Origin of the sequence: Parafrigoribacterium mesophilum (genome assembly GCF_039652555.1) — a bacterium.
Taxonomy (GTDB): domain Bacteria; phylum Actinomycetota; class Actinomycetes; order Actinomycetales; family Microbacteriaceae; genus Parafrigoribacterium; species Parafrigoribacterium mesophilum.
On sequence record NZ_JBDJAF010000001.1, the window covers coordinates 972,185 to 989,300 of the forward strand.

At 67.5% G+C, this 17,116-nt stretch carries 15 protein-coding genes and 1 tRNA gene; 5 read left to right on the forward strand and 11 right to left on the reverse strand.

Annotated features, from left to right (window positions below; genetic code table 11):
• Positions 1–75 precede the first annotated feature (75 nt).
• On the forward strand, positions 76–1,290 hold the full coding sequence (locus tag ABFX56_RS04615; protein WP_346232090.1) for a winged helix-turn-helix domain-containing protein: 1,215 nt from the start codon (positions 76–78) through the stop codon (positions 1,288–1,290).
• A 66-nt stretch (positions 1,291–1,356) separates the two neighbouring features.
• On the opposite strand, the gene ABFX56_RS04620 is transcribed toward ABFX56_RS04615, so the two are convergent.
• Both ABFX56_RS04620 and ABFX56_RS04625 read right to left on the reverse strand, forming a co-directional pair.
• Positions 1,357–2,241 (reverse strand): M48 family metalloprotease, encoded by an 885-nt coding sequence (locus ABFX56_RS04620; RefSeq protein ID WP_346232091.1) that lies wholly within the window; start codon positions 2,239–2,241, stop codon positions 1,357–1,359.
• Between the two features lie 13 nt (positions 2,242–2,254).
• The gene (locus tag ABFX56_RS04625; RefSeq protein WP_346232092.1) at positions 2,255–2,821 is read right to left on the reverse strand and encodes a LemA family protein; all 567 of its coding nucleotides are present in this window, start codon (positions 2,819–2,821) and stop codon (positions 2,255–2,257) included.
• Between the two features lie 170 nt (positions 2,822–2,991).
• On the opposite strand from ABFX56_RS04625, the gene ABFX56_RS04630 reads away from it, so the two are divergent.
• The 3 genes from ABFX56_RS04630 to ABFX56_RS04640 are packed head-to-tail and all read left to right on the forward strand — an operon-like array spanning position 2,992 to position 5,149.
• On the forward strand, positions 2,992–3,648 hold the full coding sequence (locus ABFX56_RS04630) for a TetR/AcrR family transcriptional regulator (protein WP_346232093.1): 657 nt from the start codon (positions 2,992–2,994) through the stop codon (positions 3,646–3,648).
• Positions 3,649–3,680: 32 nt separating this feature from the next.
• Complete coding sequence (locus tag ABFX56_RS04635; RefSeq protein ID WP_346232094.1) at positions 3,681–4,415, forward strand: ABC transporter ATP-binding protein; 735 nt, start codon at positions 3,681–3,683, stop codon at positions 4,413–4,415.
• Entirely contained in the window at positions 4,415–5,149 is a 735-nt protein-coding gene (locus tag ABFX56_RS04640) for an ABC transporter permease (protein ID WP_346232095.1), read from the forward strand. The genes ABFX56_RS04635 and ABFX56_RS04640 overlap by 1 nt, the downstream gene beginning before the upstream one ends.
• 53 nt (positions 5,150–5,202) lie before the next feature.
• On the opposite strand, the gene ABFX56_RS04645 is transcribed toward ABFX56_RS04640, so the two are convergent.
• The 5 genes from ABFX56_RS04645 to ABFX56_RS04665 all read right to left on the reverse strand — a co-directional run bounded on the left by ABFX56_RS04645 (position 5,203) and on the right by ABFX56_RS04665 (position 11,083).
• Positions 5,203–6,618 (reverse strand): GH1 family beta-glucosidase, encoded by a 1,416-nt coding sequence (locus tag ABFX56_RS04645; protein WP_346232096.1) that lies wholly within the window; start codon positions 6,616–6,618, stop codon positions 5,203–5,205.
• Positions 6,615–7,928: a D-arabinono-1,4-lactone oxidase gene (locus ABFX56_RS04650; protein WP_428834422.1), complete on the reverse strand. Its 1,314-nt coding sequence runs from the start codon at positions 7,926–7,928 to the stop codon at positions 6,615–6,617. Before ABFX56_RS04650 ends, ABFX56_RS04645 begins: the two co-directional genes overlap by 4 nt.
• A 17-nt stretch (positions 7,929–7,945) precedes the next feature.
• A complete protein-coding gene (locus ABFX56_RS04655; RefSeq protein ID WP_346232098.1) occupies positions 7,946–9,196 on the reverse strand; it encodes an alanine racemase in 1,251 nt (416 codons plus the stop codon).
• The gene (locus ABFX56_RS04660; protein ID WP_346232099.1) at positions 9,196–10,386 is read right to left on the reverse strand and encodes an MFS transporter; all 1,191 of its coding nucleotides are present in this window, start codon (positions 10,384–10,386) and stop codon (positions 9,196–9,198) included. Before ABFX56_RS04660 ends, ABFX56_RS04655 begins: the two co-directional genes overlap by 1 nt.
• A gap of 73 nt (positions 10,387–10,459) precedes the next feature.
• The gene (locus tag ABFX56_RS04665; protein WP_346232100.1) at positions 10,460–11,083 is read right to left on the reverse strand and encodes a TetR/AcrR family transcriptional regulator; all 624 of its coding nucleotides are present in this window, start codon (positions 11,081–11,083) and stop codon (positions 10,460–10,462) included.
• A 216-nt stretch (positions 11,084–11,299) separates the two neighbouring features.
• On the opposite strand from ABFX56_RS04665, the gene ABFX56_RS04670 reads away from it, so the two are divergent.
• Positions 11,300–13,396 carry a hypothetical protein gene (locus ABFX56_RS04670; RefSeq protein ID WP_346232101.1) on the forward strand — a complete coding sequence of 699 codons (2,097 nt, stop codon included), beginning with the start codon at positions 11,300–11,302 and terminating at the stop codon, positions 13,394–13,396.
• 308 nt (positions 13,397–13,704) lie between these two features.
• Here the strand turns inward: ABFX56_RS04670 and ABFX56_RS04675 are convergent.
• The 4 genes from ABFX56_RS04675 to ABFX56_RS04690 all read right to left on the reverse strand — a co-directional run bounded on the left by ABFX56_RS04675 (position 13,705) and on the right by ABFX56_RS04690 (position 17,106).
• A tRNA-Leu gene (locus ABFX56_RS04675) sits at positions 13,705–13,778 on the reverse strand.
• A gap of 28 nt (positions 13,779–13,806) precedes the next feature.
• Entirely contained in the window at positions 13,807–14,253 is a 447-nt protein-coding gene (locus ABFX56_RS04680; RefSeq protein ID WP_346232102.1) for an SRPBCC family protein, read from the reverse strand.
• Positions 14,254–14,272: 19 nt separating this feature from the next.
• Positions 14,273–15,721 carry a phytoene desaturase family protein gene (locus tag ABFX56_RS04685; RefSeq protein ID WP_346232103.1) on the reverse strand — a complete coding sequence of 483 codons (1,449 nt, stop codon included), beginning with the start codon at positions 15,719–15,721 and terminating at the stop codon, positions 14,273–14,275.
• 65 nt (positions 15,722–15,786) lie between these two features.
• Positions 15,787–17,106 (reverse strand): NAD(P)/FAD-dependent oxidoreductase, encoded by a 1,320-nt coding sequence (locus ABFX56_RS04690; protein ID WP_346232104.1) that lies wholly within the window; start codon positions 17,104–17,106, stop codon positions 15,787–15,789.
• Positions 17,107–17,116: the final 10 nt, after the last annotated feature.

Consider the following 17,116-nt stretch of genomic DNA (forward strand, 5'->3'; position numbering starts at 1 on the left):
GCTAGTTTACGAGGAAGCATCCTGGGTCCCAGCTTCGCGGGCCGCTGTCCGGGCGGGCCGATAGGGTCAGTTCTGATGAGAGAGACAGTGTCGCCGGCGACGGCTCGACGAATTGCGCTGGCGGCGCAGGGTTTCGGCCGCAAGCCCGTCACCGCTGTCGGGACGCGCCAGTTGAATCTGCTGATCGAGCGGCTGGGACTGTTGCAGCTTGACTCGGTGAACGTGTTCGAGCGCAGCCACTACCTTCCGGCGCTCGCCCGGCTGGGCCCGTACGACAAGACGACGCTGGATGCCCTCGCGTTCCCCAGGAAGGGCCGGTACTTGGAGTACTGGGCGCATGAGGCTGCGATCATTCCCGTGGAGACTTGGCCGTTGTTGCGGTGGCGGATGGAGCGCTTCCGGCAGCGCTCGGCCGACGATCACACGGCATGGTCCCATGCGAACGGTCCCATGATCGCCTGGCTCAAGGCTGAGTTGGCCGACAAGGGCCCGCTGCCTGCCAGCGCAGTCGAACACGATGCCAATAAGCGGTCCGGTCCGTGGTGGGGCTGGTCGGACGTGAAGAGAGGGCTGGAAGTGCTGTTCCGTTGGGGTGAGCTGGTCAGCGCGGGTCGGCAGCGCTTCGAGCGCACCTACGCGCTGCCGGAGCAGATCTTGCCCTCGGAGCTGCTGGCGCGCGAGGTGTCCGAGCAGGAGTCTTTCAAACAGCTGCTCGCGCACGCCGCTCGGGCGCACGGAATCGGCACGGCATCCGACTTGGGCGACTATTTCCGGCTGAAGAGCAAAGACGTCATACCGGCGTTGCGGGCGCTCGAAGACGAGGGGCTGATTTCGCCGGTCACGGTTCCGGGCTGGAACCGTCCGGCGTGGCTGCACCGGGATGCGCGGATCCCGCGGCGGATCGACGCGACCGCGCTGTTGTCCCCGTTCGACCCGATTGTGTGGGATCGCCCGCGGGCGCAGCGGATGTTCGGATTCCACTACCGCATCGAGATCTACACGCCCAAGCCGAAGAGGGTGTTCGGATACTACGTGCTGCCGCTCCTGGTGGACGACGCGCTGGTCGGGCGGGTGGATCTCAAGAGCGACCGGCAGAACGGGGTGCTGCGGGTGCAGGCGGCGTGGCAGGAGCCGGATGCGCCGCAGCACACGGCGGCGCGGCTCGCGCCGTTGCTGCGGAGCACCGCGCAGTGGCAGGGTCTCGACTCGGTCGAGGTGATGAACAGGGGGAACCTGGCCGCGGCGGTGGCGGCGGAGTTGGGTCAGCGGGCGGTTACCCCCGCCGACTGATAGCCTTCCGGACGACATCGCCCGCCGCGGCGGGCACGCTCGACCGGAAACCTATCGCTGGGCGGGTTAGAACGTGCGACCGATCTTCTCCAGCCGGGCAATCCGATCCGGAATGGGCGGGTGCGTGCTGAACAGGCGGCTCATGAACCCGGGGTTCATCGGGTCGGAGATCCACAGGTGCGCCATGGTGGAGTTCTGCCGGCGCATCGGCTGCCCGTACTCGGCGAGCTTCTCCAGCGCGGTCGCGAGCGCGGGCGCGTTGCGTGTGGTCATGGCGCTGGTGGCATCCGCGAGATATTCGCGCTGCCGGGACACCGCAGCCTGCACCGCCGCCGCCACCAGGGGCGCGACGATCATCGCCGCAAGACCGAAGACGAGCACGATCGGATTGCCGCCGCCGTTGTTGCGGTTCCGGCCCCCGCCGTACAACCCGATGCGCAGGAACATGTCGGCGATGAACCCGACAGCCACCACGAGTCCGAAGACGATCATGGTGACGCGGATGTCGTAGTTCTGCACATGGCCCATCTCGTGGGCCATGACCGCCTCGAGCTCCTGGTCGTCCATGATGTCCAGCAGGCCAGTCGTGACGGCGACGCTTGCCGTCTTCGGATCCCGGCCCGTGGCGAACGCGTTCGGTGCCGGGTCGTCCACGATGTAGATCTTCGGTGTCGGCAACCCCGTCGTGATGGCGAGGTTCTCCACGATCCGGTAGACCCGCGGGTTATCTGACTTGCGGATTTCGTGGCCGCCGGCCATCGATACCGCAAGTGAGCTGGCCGCGAAGTACTGGATGACGGCATAGATCGTGGCGATCACCAGCACGGTGATCGTGATCGACAAGTCGTTGTACACCCACCCTGCGAGCAATCCGAGCGCGCCGATGACCAGGAGGAACAACAGGATGATGAAGACCGTGTTGCGCTTGTTGCGCGCAATGGCGGAGTACATGGAAGCGGTTCAGTTAGAACTGCACGCGGGGCGGCTCGGCGACGGCGGCCGAGTCGGGGACCTCGAAGAAGTCGCGCTCGGTGAAGCCCAGCGATCGCACGAATAGCGTGTTGGGGAACACTCGGATCTTCGTGTTGAGCTCGCGCACACCGCCGTTGTAGAAGCGTCGCGAGGCCTGAATTTTGTCTTCGGTATCGACCAACTCGCCCTGCAGCTGCAGGAAGTTCTGGCTGGCCTGCAGTTGCGGGTATGCCTCGGCGACGGCGAAGATGCTCTTCAAGGCGGCTTGCATGTGCCCCTCGGCAACTCCCGCTTCTGCCGGCCCTTGCGCGGACAGGGTCTCCGCGCGCGCACGAGTGACGCTTTCGAAGACGCCCTTCTCATGTGCGGCGTAGCCCTTGACCGATTCGATCAGGTTGGGGATCAGGTCAGCACGGCGTTTGAGTTGGACGGTGATGTCGCTCCAGGCCTCGTCGACTCGCACGTTGAATCGCACGAGCCCGTTGTACGTGGACCACAGATAGACGCCGAGAATCACAACGATCAGGACGATGATGCCTATGACGATAAGTGAATCCACTGCTGAGAGCTCCTCTGTGCGTTCCCCGTGCGTTCGTACCGTGCACCTCGGGTTGGATGCCGGCGCCACGGCCGCATTTCGAGATAACTATAGCCAAGCAAACTGACACTTCTCTGCTCTCTCACCAACCTCGAAGCCTGCCGGACGAACGCCCGGTCTAGGCTGGGGCCGTGAGCGAGGCAATTCGGCCGACCACCCGGCCGCGCGGCCGGCCGCACGCGGCCCGCGGAGCGCAGACCAAAGCTGACATCGTGCGGGCCGCGACGGAGGAGTTCGCCGAACGCGGTTATGAGGCCGCGTCGCTGCGCGCCATCGCCCACCGCGCCGGCGTTGACCCGGCACTGGTGCACTACTACTTCGACGACAAGGCGGATCTCTTCACCGCGCAACTGGAGACCCCGTTCCGCCCGGACAAACTGGTGGCCGAGGTGCTGGCTGGTCCGCGTGAGGAATTCGGCCACAACGTGGTGAGCCACCTGCTCGCAGCGCTAAGCACTCCCGCCGCGCAGCGCCGTGCCGCGAGCATCCTGCGAAACGTCGTCGGAAACCGCCTGGTCGGCGGTATCGTCAAAGAATTCCTGGTCCGCGAGGTGTTCTTGAAGATCGCTCGCGAACTGCACACCGATGACGCCGACCTGCGAGCGGCGCTGGCCGCCTCCCAGGTGCTGGGGCTCGTGATCACGCGGTACGTACTCAAGGTGGAACCGATCGCCTCGGCGCCGCCGGCCGAGATCGTGGCACGCGTCGGCCCGGTCATCCAGTGGCACCTTCTCGGTTACGGCAACGGGTCGGCGACCGGACCGGTTGCCGACGAACAAGGCTCTTGACAGGGTTCCTGTGCGAGTAAAGAATTCACTACATGATGAATTCCGATCCGGTGATCGTGATCGACAGCCTGCGCATCCGTCGGGATAAGCGCGAGGTGCTCCACGGCATCGACGTCGCCGTGACCCGGGGCGCGGTGGTCGGCCTACTCGGGCCCAGCGGATGCGGCAAAACCACCCTGATGCGCACCATCGTCGGCACGCAGAAGATCGACGCCGGCATCGTGACGGTGCTGGGCAAACCGGCAGGTCACCCGAGCCTGCGCCGCCGCATCGGCTACGACACCCAAGAAGCCAGCGTCTACGACGACCTCACCGTGCGGCAGAACTTCGCCTACTTCCGATCGATCCTCGGGGTGCCGCGCAGCGAAATCGACCGGGTTGCCCAGGCCACCGACCTCACCGGTCAACTGAACCAACTGGTCGCGTCCTTGTCCGGCGGGCAGCGCAGCCGAGTCTCGCTCGCCGTCGCGCTCCTCGGCTCCCCCGAACTGCTCGTGCTCGACGAACCCACGGTGGGCCTCGACCCCGTGCTGCGGGTGCAACTGTGGAATCTGTTCCGAGACCTGGCCGCGGCCGGCAGCACGCTGCTGGTCTCCAGTCATGTGATGGACGAGGCCACCCGGTGCGATCGGCTGCTCCTGATGCGCGACGGCGAGCTGCTCGCCGACACCACGCCGACCGGATTGCTTGAGGAGACCGAAACTAGAGACGCCGAGTCGGCGTTCCTCGCCCTCATCGCCCGGCATCCGAAGCACAAGGCGGCCTGATGAACGCCTCGCGGACCCTCGCCACCGCCGGCCGGGTGCTCACCCAGATCCGCCACGACCCGCGCACCGTTGGACTGCTGCTCGTGGTGCCGAGCCTGCTCATCGGGTTGATTGCCTGGCTGTTCGCCGACACTCCGGTGTTCGAGCTGATCGGACCGGCGATCCTGGCCCTGTTCCCGTTCATCATCATGTTCCTGATCACCAGCATCTCGACGTTGCGGGAGCGTCGCAGCGGCACCCTGGAGCGGCTGCTGACGATGCCGCTCAGCAAGTTCGACTACATCCTCGGCTACACCCTCGCCTTCGGGCTGCTGGCCATCGCGCAGGCGGCTGTTGCGGTCGCCTTCGCGGTGTGGGTGTGCGGGCTCACGATCGAGGGGTCGATCTGGATGCTGCTGGCGATCGCGCTGCTGGATGCCGTGCTCGGCACGACGCTGGGGCTGCTGGCGAGCGCCTTCGCGCGCACTGAGTTCCAGGTGGTGCAGTTCATGCCCGCTGTGATTTTCCCGCAGATCTTGCTCGGCGGCATCTTCCTGCCGCGCGACCAGCTGCCGGATGTGTTGCGCCAGATCTCGGACTGGCTGCCGCTCTCGCACGCGATCGACGCGCTGAACGCGGTGGCGGCCGACTCGCACGATGCCGAGTGGATCGGCCGCGAGTTGATCATCATCGGCGCGTTCGCGCTCGGCAGTATCATCGTGGGCGCACTCACCCTGCGCCGGCAGACGCCCTAGGCAGGGCTCGACGACCGGGGACCACCGGGGATGGGGGCCACCGGACCCACGGGTTACCGCGAACGCAGCAGCGATTGCAACCAGCGGTACGACGCCTTGGGCGTGCGGTCCTGGGTGTGTTCGTCGACGTGCACGATGCCGAACCGCTGGGTGAAGCCCGCCGCCCACTCCCAGTTGTCCAGCAGCGACCAGACGAAGTAGCCGCGCACGTCCACGCCGTCGGCGCCGCCGAACGCCGCGGCCAGGTGGTCGGCGAGGTACGCCGCGCGTCTCGGGTCATCGATGGAGCCGTCGTCTGCGACGGTGTCCGGAAAACTGGCGCCACCCTCGGTGATGTACACCGGCGGGAGGTCGTCCCCGTACCGTTCTGCCAGTTGCCGCAGCGTCACGGTGAGATACTCGGGGGCGATCGGCCAGCCGAAGCCCGTCCTGGCGAACTCCGGCCAGTCCACCAGTGAGAACGGCAGTTCCTTCATCGCGTCGGAGCGGCCGTCCGGGGTAGCGGAACTGGTCGGGGCACCGGCCCGGATGTGGGTGGGCAGGTAGTAGTTGAGCCCATAGAAATCCAGCGGGCGCGACATGACCTCCAGGTCGCTGGGTTCCACGGATTCAAGGAACGCGAACTTGTCGCGAATCTGGCCGGGCAGTTGATCCGGCAACTCCGGGTACCGCCCGAGCAGCACCGGATCGGCGTACATCCGGTTATGCAGCACGTCGAACAGGTCTGCATACATCGCATCCGCGGTCTTGTCCGAGGCCGGCTCAACGGGCGAGTGCACGTTGACGATCCCGATGCCGCCGGCCACGCCGGCCGCCCGCAACGCCTCCACCGCCAGACCGTGTCCGAGCAACTGGTGGTGGGCCGCCGGCAGCGCGTCGAACAGCAAGGTGGCCCCCGGCGCGTGCAGGCCCAGGGCATACCCGTTCAGCGTCACCGTGGCCGGTTCGTTGATGGTCGCCCAGCTGTCGACCCGGTCGCCGAACGCCTCCCCGGCCAGGTAGGCGTAGTCGGCCAGCCGGTACGCGGTGTCGCGGTTCAGCCAGCCGCCGGCATGCTGCAGTGGCTCGGGAGTGTCCCAGTGGTACAGCGTCGCCATCGGCCGGATGCCGGCGGCCAGAAGTTCGTCGAGCAACTGGTCGTAAAACGCCACCCCGGCGCGGTGGGCCGGCCCCTTGCCCTCCGGCTGCAGCCGGGTCCACGCGAGCGAGAACCGGTAGGCGTCCACACCGAGGTCCCGCAGCAGGGCCACATCTTCGCGGACTCGGTGGAAGTGGTCGGCCGCGACCGCGGCGGCCGAACCGTCCAGGATGCGTCCCGGCTGCGCCATGAACACGTCCCAATTCGATGCGCCCCGGCCACCCTCCCGCACGGCCCCCTCGATCTGGAAGGCCGAGGTCGCCACGCCCATCGTGAATCCAGCCGGCATCCGCCGCGCCAGGGCCGGTACATCGCGCCATTGGTCTGTCATGGTCCGAGCACCCTTTCGAGGTAACGGTTGGCGAACACGCGGTCCGGATCGAGCCGGTCGCGCACCGCGAGGAAGTCGTCGAATCGCGGATACGATTCGCGGAGGAACACCGCCTGCTGGAAGTGAATCTTGCCCCAGTGCGGACGGCCGCCGTGGTCTCGCATGATCGCCTCGACGGCTCTGAAGTACTGATGGTAGTCCTCGCGGAAGTAGCGGTGCACCGCGATGTACCCGGTGTCCCGGCCGTACGCCGTCGACAGCCACAGGTCGTCGGCGGCCGCCACCCGCACCTCGATCGGAAACGAGATCCGCCACTGCAAACGCTCGATGAGGGCGCGCACCGCCCGCAGCGCGTCGGGTACCGCCTGGCGCGGCAAGGCGTACTCCATCTCCCGGAAGCGCACGCTCCTACGGGTGGTGAACACGGCAGCGGAGGTATCCGTGAACTGCCGATGCCCGGTCAACCGGGTGGCCAGACGGTTGATCGCCGGCGTGGCCGCGGGTGCCAGTGTGCCGATGCCGCAGGCGAGCGACAACGCGGCGTTGGACACCAGCACGTCGTCTACCCAGCGCCGCACCTTCGGCAGCGGAGCGGCCGGCTCGCCGGCATCCAGTCTGGAGTTCGTCTTGGTGAGCGCAGTGTCGGTGTGCGGGAACCAGTAGAACTCGAAATGGTCAACGCCGCGGGCTGTCTCCTCAAAGTTCTCGAGGACCGCCTCCACCGGTTCCGGCCGCTCCAGCGCGTGCAGCAGAAACGCCGGCACACAGGCGATGGTGAGGTCGACGATCACGCCCAGGGCTCCGACTCCGAGTTTCACAGCGGGGAGCAAGTCGGGATGCTCAGTCTCGCTCACCGTCAGCACGGTGCCCTCCGCCGTCACGAGGGTGGCGGACACGATCTGGGCGGCCAGGCCCCGGAACGCCGAGCCGGTGCCGTGGGTGCCGGTGGCTGTGGCACCGCTGATCGTCTGCGCGTCGATGTCGCCGAGGTTTTCCATCGCCAGCTGGTGCGGTTGCAGCAGGGCGGGAATCTGCCGCAGCGTGGTGCCCGCGGCCAGGGTGGCCGTCATCGCGGCCCGGTCGACGGCGAGCAAGCCGGTCAGTGCCGTAAGGTCGAGCTGGATGCCCGTTGCCAGCGCGATGCCGGAGAAGCTGTGGCCGGCGCCGATCGGTTTCACCCGGAGCCCACGATCGCGGGCATAGCGCACGACCGCGATGACCTCCTCGACGCTGGTCGGCCGGGCCACCAGTTCCGGATGCACGCCCGCGCTGCGCCCCCAGTTCTGCCAGAGGCGACCCCGGTGAACCAGCGACGGAACGCCGGCGGTCACAGGAACACGCGGCCCTCGCCGCGATAGGTGGGGAGCGTGTCGACGATCCGGTTCCCGTCGATGACGGCGAATTGCGCCAGGTGCTCGCTCAGCTCCCCGGCCTTGGTGTGCCGGAACCAGACTCGGTCACCCACCCGAAGCGCTCGCGCTCCGCGGCCGCGAACCGGGGTCTGCACCTCACCGGCCCCCTCGCGGGGTATCAACGAGAGGTGTTGCGGCCACACCGGCTGCGGGAGCCGATCGGGGGCGGGCGAACCGGAAGCGACCCAGCCGCCACCGAGCAACGTTGCCATGTCCGGTGTCGGTTTGCGCACCACGCCGAGCGCGAACGCCGCGGCCGGCGCGGGCCGGAACCGGGAGTATCCGTCGAACAAGTGCGGCCCGAACAGCCCGCTGCCGGCCGCGATCTCGGTCACGGCCGGCTCGGCGCTGGTGGATTCCAGCGATCCGGTTCCGCCGCCGTTGACGAACTCGAGGTCGGCGATCTGGCGCACCGCGGCCACGGCGGCGGCACGTCGCCCGGCGAGTTCCCTGACCGACTTCCGTTGCATCCAGCGCATGGTGGCGCCGCGCAAGGCGTGGCCGGCCGGTCGGTCCAACACGCCGGCGATCTGGCCCTCGTAGGCCATCAATCCGACCAGGGTGAATCCGGGCCTGGCCGCGATCTGCTGTGCGAGCGCCGCCGCCTCTGCCACGCTGTGCACCGGCGACCGCCAGGTTCCGACGTGCCCGAGAAACCGGGAGTTCCAGGACGCGTCCAGCTCCAGGCATACCCGAATCCTCTCGCGCGCGCCCGGCGCGGTGACCGCGTCCACGATGTCGAGCTGGTCCAGCGAATCCACCATCAGCGTCACCCGGGAGGCGAGTGCCGGGTCGGCGGCCAGGGTTGCCAGGCTGCGGCGGTCGGTGGTCGGGTAGCCGACGACGACATCCGGAATGCCCTCGCGGTGATCGAAATCGCGCGCCAGCCACAGCGCCTCGGCGAGGGTGAACGCCAGCACGCCGCGAAACCCCGGCAGGGCCAGCACCGCGTCGATCACGCCGCGCACCCGCACCGACTTGCTGGCCACCCGGATGGTGGTGCCGGAGGCCCGTTGCAACATCGAGTAGGCGTTGTGGGCGAGGGCGGGCAGGCTGAGCACGCCAAACGGTGGCTCGAGTTCGGCGGTGGCGGTCTGAAGCGCCGGCCAATAGTCGCTCGGGTTTTGCCACGGGGTGTGCGACGAACGGGTCAGTTCCAGCACCATCAGCGCACCGATCTGATCGGGATGACGGTGAGCGCGCCGGCGATGGCGGCGGCCGCGGCCAGCAGGAACAGGCCGGTGAAGCCGCCGAAGGCGACGACGAGCAGCGCGCCGAGCAGCGGTGCGATGGCCTGTGGCACGGCGGTGGCGATGTTCATGATGCCGAGGTCCTTGCCGCGGTCCTCTGCGGCTGGCAGCACCTGGGTGGCCAGCGCCTGGTCGACCGAGAGAAAGCATCCGTAGCCCAGGCCGAGAACGCCCGCGGCCACCATCGCGACGACGAGGCTCGGCGCGATGGCCAGCATCAGCGCGGCGAGCGCCTGCAGCGCCGCGGCCACGAACACGAACACCTTGCGTCGGCTCAGCTTGTCGCTGAGTCTTCCGAGCAGCAGCGAGGCGAGGATCACGAACACCATGTAAATCAGGGTGAGCACGATCAGGCTCGTCTCGGCGGCATCCTCACCCAGTCCGAGCCCGAACCACAGGAAGTACAGCAGCATGGTCGTGCCGAACGCGTTACCGAAGTTCACCAGGATGCGGCTGAGCAGCGTCCAGCCGAAGTCCGGATACCGGCGGGGGCTGATCCACAATCCCTGAATCAAGACGGAAAAGCTGAGCGGCGTGCGGGCCTCGCGGGGCAGCACCGCGTCGGGGACCGCGAGCACGAACGGCAGCACCAGCACCAGCAGGAGTATCGCCATCACGGCGTAACCAAGGAATTGGCCGAGCGAGAGCGCCATCACCAGTACGAGCCCGAGAATGGTGCCGATGGCTTGCGGTGCGGAAATCCAACCGGAGACGTAGCCCCGCTGGCCAACCGGCACCTGGTCGGAGATCACGGCGGTCAGCGCGGCGGTGAGCATGCAGAACCCGGTCAGCGCGAGCGCCCAGCACAGCGCAATGCCGAAGATGCTTTCCTGGGCGCCGAGCGACAGCAGGGCGGCGGCGAAAACCAGGGCACCGCCCGCAATCCAGGGCCGTCGTCGGCCGAATCGGGACGTGGTGCGGTCGGACAGTGCGCCGGTGAGCGGGTATGCCACCAGCGCGCACAGTCCTGCGATGCCGGAGACGATGCCAAAGGCCAGGACGTTGTCCAGCCAGGACGTTGCGCGCAGTCGCGCCTCGATCTGAGCCGGCAGCAGCAGTTGTACCGGGGTCAGCTGCGCCATCCAGATGCCGAGCCACGCGGTCACGAAGAGGCCGATCCAGCGCCCGGAACCCGCCTGGTGGGCTCGGAGAACGGTGCGGGCGCCTGCTGCAGTGCCGTCACGCGCTGCGCCGCATCGTCGCCGCGATGGCGGGTTCGGCGAACGCTGCGAGCGCGTCGGCGGCGGCGTCCATGGCACGGCCGGCCGCCGCATCATCCCGATCCGCGAGCCAGCCGAGGGTGAGGCCGTCGGTGAACGTGACCACGAGCCTGGCGAGGTCATCCACCGGCCTGGTCCAGCGCACGCCGGTTCGCTCGGCGCCGAGCTTGAGGAGTTCCACGGCCGCGTCGCGGTAACTGCGGTACTGGGCGGCGGGCAGGTCGTCCAGTCCGACGGTGCGCAGTGCATAGTGCAGAAGCTCGAACATGGCCTGTTCCCGGGACGGATCGGCGACGACCAAGTCAAAATATGCCTGCAGCGCGCTGCGGACGGTGGCGCGGATGTCGCCGCCGTCTCTCACAGCATCCGATGCGACACGTCGCTCCTGGTCGACGACGACGCCGACGAGGTCCCGGAGCATGGCGTCGCGGGACTGGAAGACGTAGTGGAAGCTGCCGAGCGGCATTCCGGCTTCGGCGACAATCGCCCGAGTGGTCGCACCACGGACGCCCGCGCGGCTGATCACGCGCAGCGCAGCGTCAACGAGTGCGCGTCGACGCTGATCGGGTCGCAAACGAGTCATCGTGGCCTCCCTGCGCAGATGCGTACCGCCACGATCGGATCTCCACCATGTTGGTCAATCGTCCAAGTTTCTCGATGAGAAATGATCTCGCGCGTCACCGGGCTCGTCAAGGCGCCGCGCCCTCGCGGAGTTGACATCGAGTCATCCACCACGCTAAATGGAGGTACGGTGCAGCCCTTGGAACCGAACGACCGCCACGGTTCGTCTCGCCATCGCGTGACGAACCGTCTGGCGCGTCCGGATCGGCGCCTGTCGGTGCTGGCCGTTCTCGGCGTACTGGCGTCCGTGGGGCTGGTGGGGGTTTTCGACCCCACCGTCGGGACGGCCGTGGCGGAGGACGCGCCGATCGCTCCGGTTGCGTTCGGCATTACCGAGCCGCACGACGGCGCATTCCTCGGCAGTAACGCACCGTTCGAGATCCGCGGGACCAAGCCAGCCGGAAGCGGCGTCACGGTGAGCGGCGCCACCACTTGCGCGGTCGCTGCCAACGACCAGACGGTCTGGCAATGCACCGCGCCGGGATTGCCGAACGGCGCCGGAGCGAACATCGTCGCCACGCAGATCACGGATCAGCCGCTGAACGCCCCGGCGGGCACGGACGACTCGGCGTCCGGTCCCCAGGCTCCCAGCAGCAGCCCCCGCCCCACTGCCGTCGTCGAGGTGGCGATCACTGTCGACGTGCTCGGAGCGCCGGCACTGAACGGCCCAGCGGCATTGCTCACCAGCGGCATCGTGTCGGGTACTGCGATGCCCGGCGCCGGCGTGGTGACGAGCGTGTCCGGCTCGTCCGATCCCGGATGCGTGTCCAAGGCTCTGGACAGCGGCTATTGGTCGTGTTCGCTGGCGGTACCCTCCGGCACCTATCACGTCTCGGCGCGGCAGTCCAAGATCGGCATCGGCCAGCCCGGCGACCTCTCCGAGCCGTCCGGCGCCAAGACGGTCACGGTGGACAAGGTGGCGCCGCCCGCCCCCGTGGTCACCGCTCCGCGCGCCCGCACCCGTGTCGCGAAGCAGCCGGCCAGGTATGCCGGTACCGGCGAAACCCACGGCTGGGTAGACGTGTATGTCGACGGGCGGATCGTGTGCTCCGCCTCGGTCGTCGCCGGATCCTGGAGTTGCTCGGCAGCGGGCATCCGGTCGGGCACGCACTACGTGCAGGCGATCCAACGTGATTTGGCGGGCAACTACAGCCCACCAAGCCAGAAACTGCGGGTGTTCTATGGACCTCGAGCCGCTGCGGTGCCCCCGGTGGTCGTGCCGCCGGCACCGTCGCACAGCGCGTCCCCGTTCCCGACTCCCCCGGTGACTCCTGCGCCCGTTCCCATCACGCCTTTGCCCACCCTTCCCGATCCGGGGACGCCGCCGGCCGCCGGTTCGAATTGGGGCGCTCCGACAAGTTTCGGCGTCTCGCTGTCTACGCCGGCCGAATTGCTCGGCGGGAGCAACTGGCCTCTCGTCCCGCTGGCCGTGGCGTTGTTCATCGCGCTGATTGCGGTTCCGCTTCGGTTGCTGGCGACCGCGTCCCGCGGACGGATCCCGTTGCGTCCGCAGCTCTTCGGTCGCAATCGTCCTGCTCTCACCGAGGTGCGGGGGCGTTGGAGCCCCTCTCTCAGCGGGGCGTTGTCAGTTGCTGCCGCGGCGGGTCTGGTCGTGCTCGCGACCGGCGTCGGTGCCGACGTGCGTTACCTGCGGCTGACGGCAGCCGTCGTGCTCGCTCTGTCCGTACTCAACCTTGTCGGTGTCGCCGTGGCAACCCGCGCCACCTCCCGGTTACAACGGCTGACCGGTCAGGTCAGGTTCCTTCCGTTGCTGCTGATGGTGGCCGCGCTGGTGGCCGTCGTGTCACGGATGGCGGGATTCGAACCACCGTTGGTCGCCGGGGTGGTCATCGGTATGACCTTCGGTTCGCCTCTGGCGGCCCGGGCGCGGGCCATGGTCAACTTAGCGGAATTGGCCACGATCGCAGCCCTGTCGGTCACCGCCTGGGTCGCACACGGTGCGCTCGGGACGGTCACCGGATTCTGGGGCTCCTTCGCCAGCGAAGCCTTGGCGGCTCTGTGCCTGAGCGGAGCGGGTTCGCTGGTCGTCCTGAGCCTGCCGATCGGACGGTTCCCCGGGCGGGCCATCCTAGAATGGTCCACCCCGGCGTGGATCGCCACGATCGCCGGCAGCACCGCGTTGGCCTCCGGTGTCGCCCTCGGGGACGGCTTAGCGAACTTCCCGGCGATGAGTTGGCTATTGGCGGCGGCGGCGTTCGCCGCGATGAGTGTCGCAACCTGGGCATGGTTCCGTTTCGTCGAGGTCTCCGAGTAGCGGATGCTGCGGTCGATCAACCGGGAGGCCCCGGCAACCGGTCACAACCACGATGACGGAGCCGGTTGAGTAGACGAGCGCCAGCGCAACTGGTCAGCCGGTTGAATAGGCGAGCGCCAGCGCGACTGGTCAGCCGGTTGAGTAGGCGAGCGCCAGCGCGACTGGTCAGCCGGTTGAGTAGGCGAGCGCCAGCGCGACTGGTCAGCCGGTTGAGTAGGCGAGCGCCAGCGCGAGCCGTATCGAAACCGTGCCCGTACCGTGCTTCGATGCCAGCAGCCCCGCACGCGTGATGCCCCGCTCGACCCACGTACCCCCGGTGGGGTTCGAACCCACACTGGAACGATTTTAAGTCGTTTGCCTCTGCCGATTGGGCTACGGGGGCGTGGCCGTGCCCAGCCTACTTCCTGCTCCTACTGTTCGTTTTTCGCGTAGCCCTCCGCCAGGTATGCGAGTCTGCGCAGCGTCTCGGAATTGCGCGCGTGAGTGCCGGTCTCACGCACCGGACCGGGAATGAACCGCGCCGGACCTGAGACGATGTCTTCAATCATCCCGACGTTGCTCATGCCGCCGCGCTCCCGCACGTCGATCGTGACGTGAGCTTCCCCGATCGGCCAGCCGCGTGCCTTCATCATGGCGTGGCGCGGCGGGTCCCACTCGAGCATCGATGTGGTGTCGTTCAAAAGCATGGGCCAGACGCCGAACGAGTGGTGGATCGCGGTTCCCGGCTGCGGCCACCCCTCGTCCACGTCGCGCATTCGGGAGGCGCCGACGACCCAGCTCGGATACACCCAACCGTTGGCCAGAACCTCGAACACGTGCCGGGGATCGCACTGAATCACGCGATAGTTGACCGCCATGACGCCACCTTCCGTTGCGCTAGTCCGCGAGGTCAGGTGCCTGCCTGATCCCGTATTCGGTGCGAAGAGCGCTCAACGCGGCTTGCCACCCGCACAGGCCGTGCACGCCCGGTCCGGGTGGGGTCGACGATGAGCATAAATACACGCCGTGCAACGGAGTGTGCCACGGATCGCTGGAAAGAACAGGCCTGGCCAGAAGTTGCCGCATGGAGACCCGGCCGGCGGCGATGTCGCCACCCACGTAGTTGGGGTTCTCCTGCTCGACCTCGATGGCGGTGCGACTGGAAACGGCCAGGATCGTGTCGCGGAACCCTGGGGCATACCGTTCCAGTTGCCGGATTACTGTGTCGGATTGGTCGATCGTCGATCCACGCGGCACGTGAGTGTACGTCCAGAGAACGTGCTTGCCTTCCGGTGCCCGGGTTGGATCCAGAATGGTCGGCTGGGACACCAGCACATACGGATGCTCAGCATGTCTGCCGCGCGCGACCGTGTTTTCGGCGCGGGCCAGCTGGGCCCGCGTGCCGCCGACGTGCAGCGTTCCGGCGGAACATAGTTCGCGATGTTGCCACGGCACCGGGTCGGACAGTGCGAAGTCCACCTTCGCCACCGCGTTCCCGTAGCGGAACCCGCGCAGTTTTCGGGAGTAACCAGAGGGCAGGCGATCGCCGGCGAGCTGCAGCAGTGCCCGCGGTGTCAGATCGAGCATGACCAGACGCGCCTGTGGCAGGTCGTCGAGATCGGTGACGTCGACCCCGGTGCGGATTTCGCCCCCGTGGGCGATGATGTCGTCGGCGAGAGCTTTGACGATGGCGGCGCTTCCGCCGACCGGGATCGGCCAGCCCACCGTGTGGGCGTAGGTTGCTAGGACCAGTCCCGCGCCAGCCGTCGACAGGCTCGGCATCCCGCGGATGGTGTGGGCGAAGACACCGGTGAGCAACGCCGGGGCGGTTTCCTGCGCGAATCGGAGATTCCAGGCGGCGCTGCCCTGCTCGAGGGCTCGCAATCCGAACCGGCCGGCCGTGACCGGATCCCTCGGGACACGCAGCAGCTGGTTTCCGGTGAAGTCCGCCAGGCCGCGGCTGTGCTTCACGAGCGGTTTGAACAGTCGCCGCCAGGCCGGACCGTCGGCACCGAGGTTTTCGACGGTGCGGTCCAGGCTGCGGTAGGCGATTCCGGCGCCACCGCCGGGAAGCGGATGTCCGTAGGAGATCTCAGGGGTGACCAGTTCGATCCTTCCGTCAAGACGGAACCGCTGGAAGAACTCCGAGGCCAGCGCCATCGGGTGGACCGCCGAGCAGACGTCGTGCAGAAACCCGGGGAGGGTCAGCTCCTGGGTGCGGGCACCCCCGCCGATCATGTCGGCGCGCTCCAGCACGAGAACGGCCAGTCCGGCCCTAGCCAGGGTGACGGCGGCCGCCAACCCGTTCGGGCCGGATCCGACGACTACGGCATCGGGCGTGTTCACCCTCCGCTCCGCACCCGCATACCGCCGACGCTAGGCCACGCGGGCGGTACCGGCAAGTGCGATGGTCAGACCTTGGGCCGGGCGGCGAACTCCGCGAAGATCGCACGAGGCTCTTCGATGCGCTTCAGTGAGACGATGTCGCGGCGCAACAGCAAGTTGAGGAACCAGTTGCCGAACACGCGGGTCTTCCGTTCCCACATGGGCATGGCTAGTCCGTGGTAACCACGGTGCATCGTCCAGGCGATGACGCCCTTGATGGCCAGCCGCTTGGACTGGAAGACACCTTCGTACAGGCCGATGCCGGCGACCGCGCCCTGGTTCTTGTGGAAGTACTCCACCGGGGCGTCTCCGCGCAGCTGTGCGACGACGTTCTTGGCCATCAGCTTGCCTTGCCGAACGGCGTGCTGGGCGTTGGGCACGCAGAATCCGCCGACCCCGCCGCCGGTGAGGTCTGGAACGGCGCTCACGTCACCGGCGCCCCAGGCATCCGCCACCACGCCGTTGTCATCGATCACGCGCAGGTCCGCACCAACACGCAGGCGCCCGCGTTCGTCGCGCGGCAGGTCGGTGTTGCGCAGCACGGGGTTAGCCATGACGCCGGCGGTCCAGATGATGAGGTCGGAGTCGAAGGACTCCCCGGTGGACATCTCGACGTGACCATCGACGGCCGAGGTGAGCTGCGTTTCCAGGTGCACTTCTGCGCCCCGCTGGGCGAGGTTCTTGAGCACCCAGTGGCTGGTTTCGAGGGTAACCTCCGGCATGATCCGACCCATCGCCTCGATGAGGTGGAAATGGGTGTCGTCGAAGGTGAGTGTCGGATAGTACTTCAGTAGCGAACTGGCGAAGCTGCGCAGTTCCCCGAAGATCTCGATGCCGGCGAATCCGCCGCCGATGACCGTGAAGGTGAGCAGTCGGTCGCGCTCGGGACCGGCGGGAAGGTTCGCCGCCTCCTCGAAATTCGTGAGCAGCTTGTCGCGTACCGCGACGGCCTCTTCGATGTTCTTCATTCCGATGGCCTCGTCGGCCACGCCGGGGATCGGGAAGGTGCGGGACACCGATCCGGCGGTCACGATGACGACGTCGTACGACAGCTCCCACGGTTCGCCCACCTGGGGCGCGATGGTCGCGGTCTTGTTGGCGTGATCGATCGCGGTGACCTTGGCGGTGATCACCGTGGTGGACTTCAGGTGTCTTCGGAGCGATACCACGGCGTGCCGAGGTTCGATGGATCCGGCTGCCACCTCCGGAAGGAACGGCTGGTAGGTCATGTAGGGCAGCGGGTCGACGACCGTGACGTCTGCCTCACCGACACGGAGTCGCTTTTCGAGCTTCAGAGCAGTGTAGAAACCGGCGTATCCGCCACCGACGATCAGGATTTTTGGCACTGACTCAATC

Bases quoted from the DNA above. Each gene is read 5' to 3' on its own strand.
- ABFX56_RS04615 (WP_346232090.1), top strand. From the start codon at position 76: ATGAGAGAGACAGTGTCGCCGGCGACGGCTCGACGAATTGCGCTGGCG.
- ABFX56_RS04620 (WP_346232091.1), bottom strand. From the start codon at position 2,241: ATGTACTCCGCCATTGCGCGCAACAAGCGCAACACGGTCTTCATCATC.
- ABFX56_RS04635 (WP_346232094.1), top strand. From the start codon at position 3,681: ATGATGAATTCCGATCCGGTGATCGTGATCGACAGCCTGCGCATCCGT.
- ABFX56_RS04640 (WP_346232095.1), top strand. From the start codon at position 4,415: ATGAACGCCTCGCGGACCCTCGCCACCGCCGGCCGGGTGCTCACCCAG.
- ABFX56_RS04645 (WP_346232096.1), bottom strand. From the start codon at position 6,618: ATGACAGACCAATGGCGCGATGTACCGGCCCTGGCGCGGCGGATGCCG.
- ABFX56_RS04655 (WP_346232098.1), bottom strand. From the start codon at position 9,196: ATGGTGCTGGAACTGACCCGTTCGTCGCACACCCCGTGGCAAAACCCG.
- ABFX56_RS04665 (WP_346232100.1), bottom strand. From the start codon at position 11,083: ATGACTCGTTTGCGACCCGATCAGCGTCGACGCGCACTCGTTGACGCT.
- ABFX56_RS04680 (WP_346232102.1), bottom strand. From the start codon at position 14,253: ATGGCGGTCAACTATCGCGTGATTCAGTGCGATCCCCGGCACGTGTTC.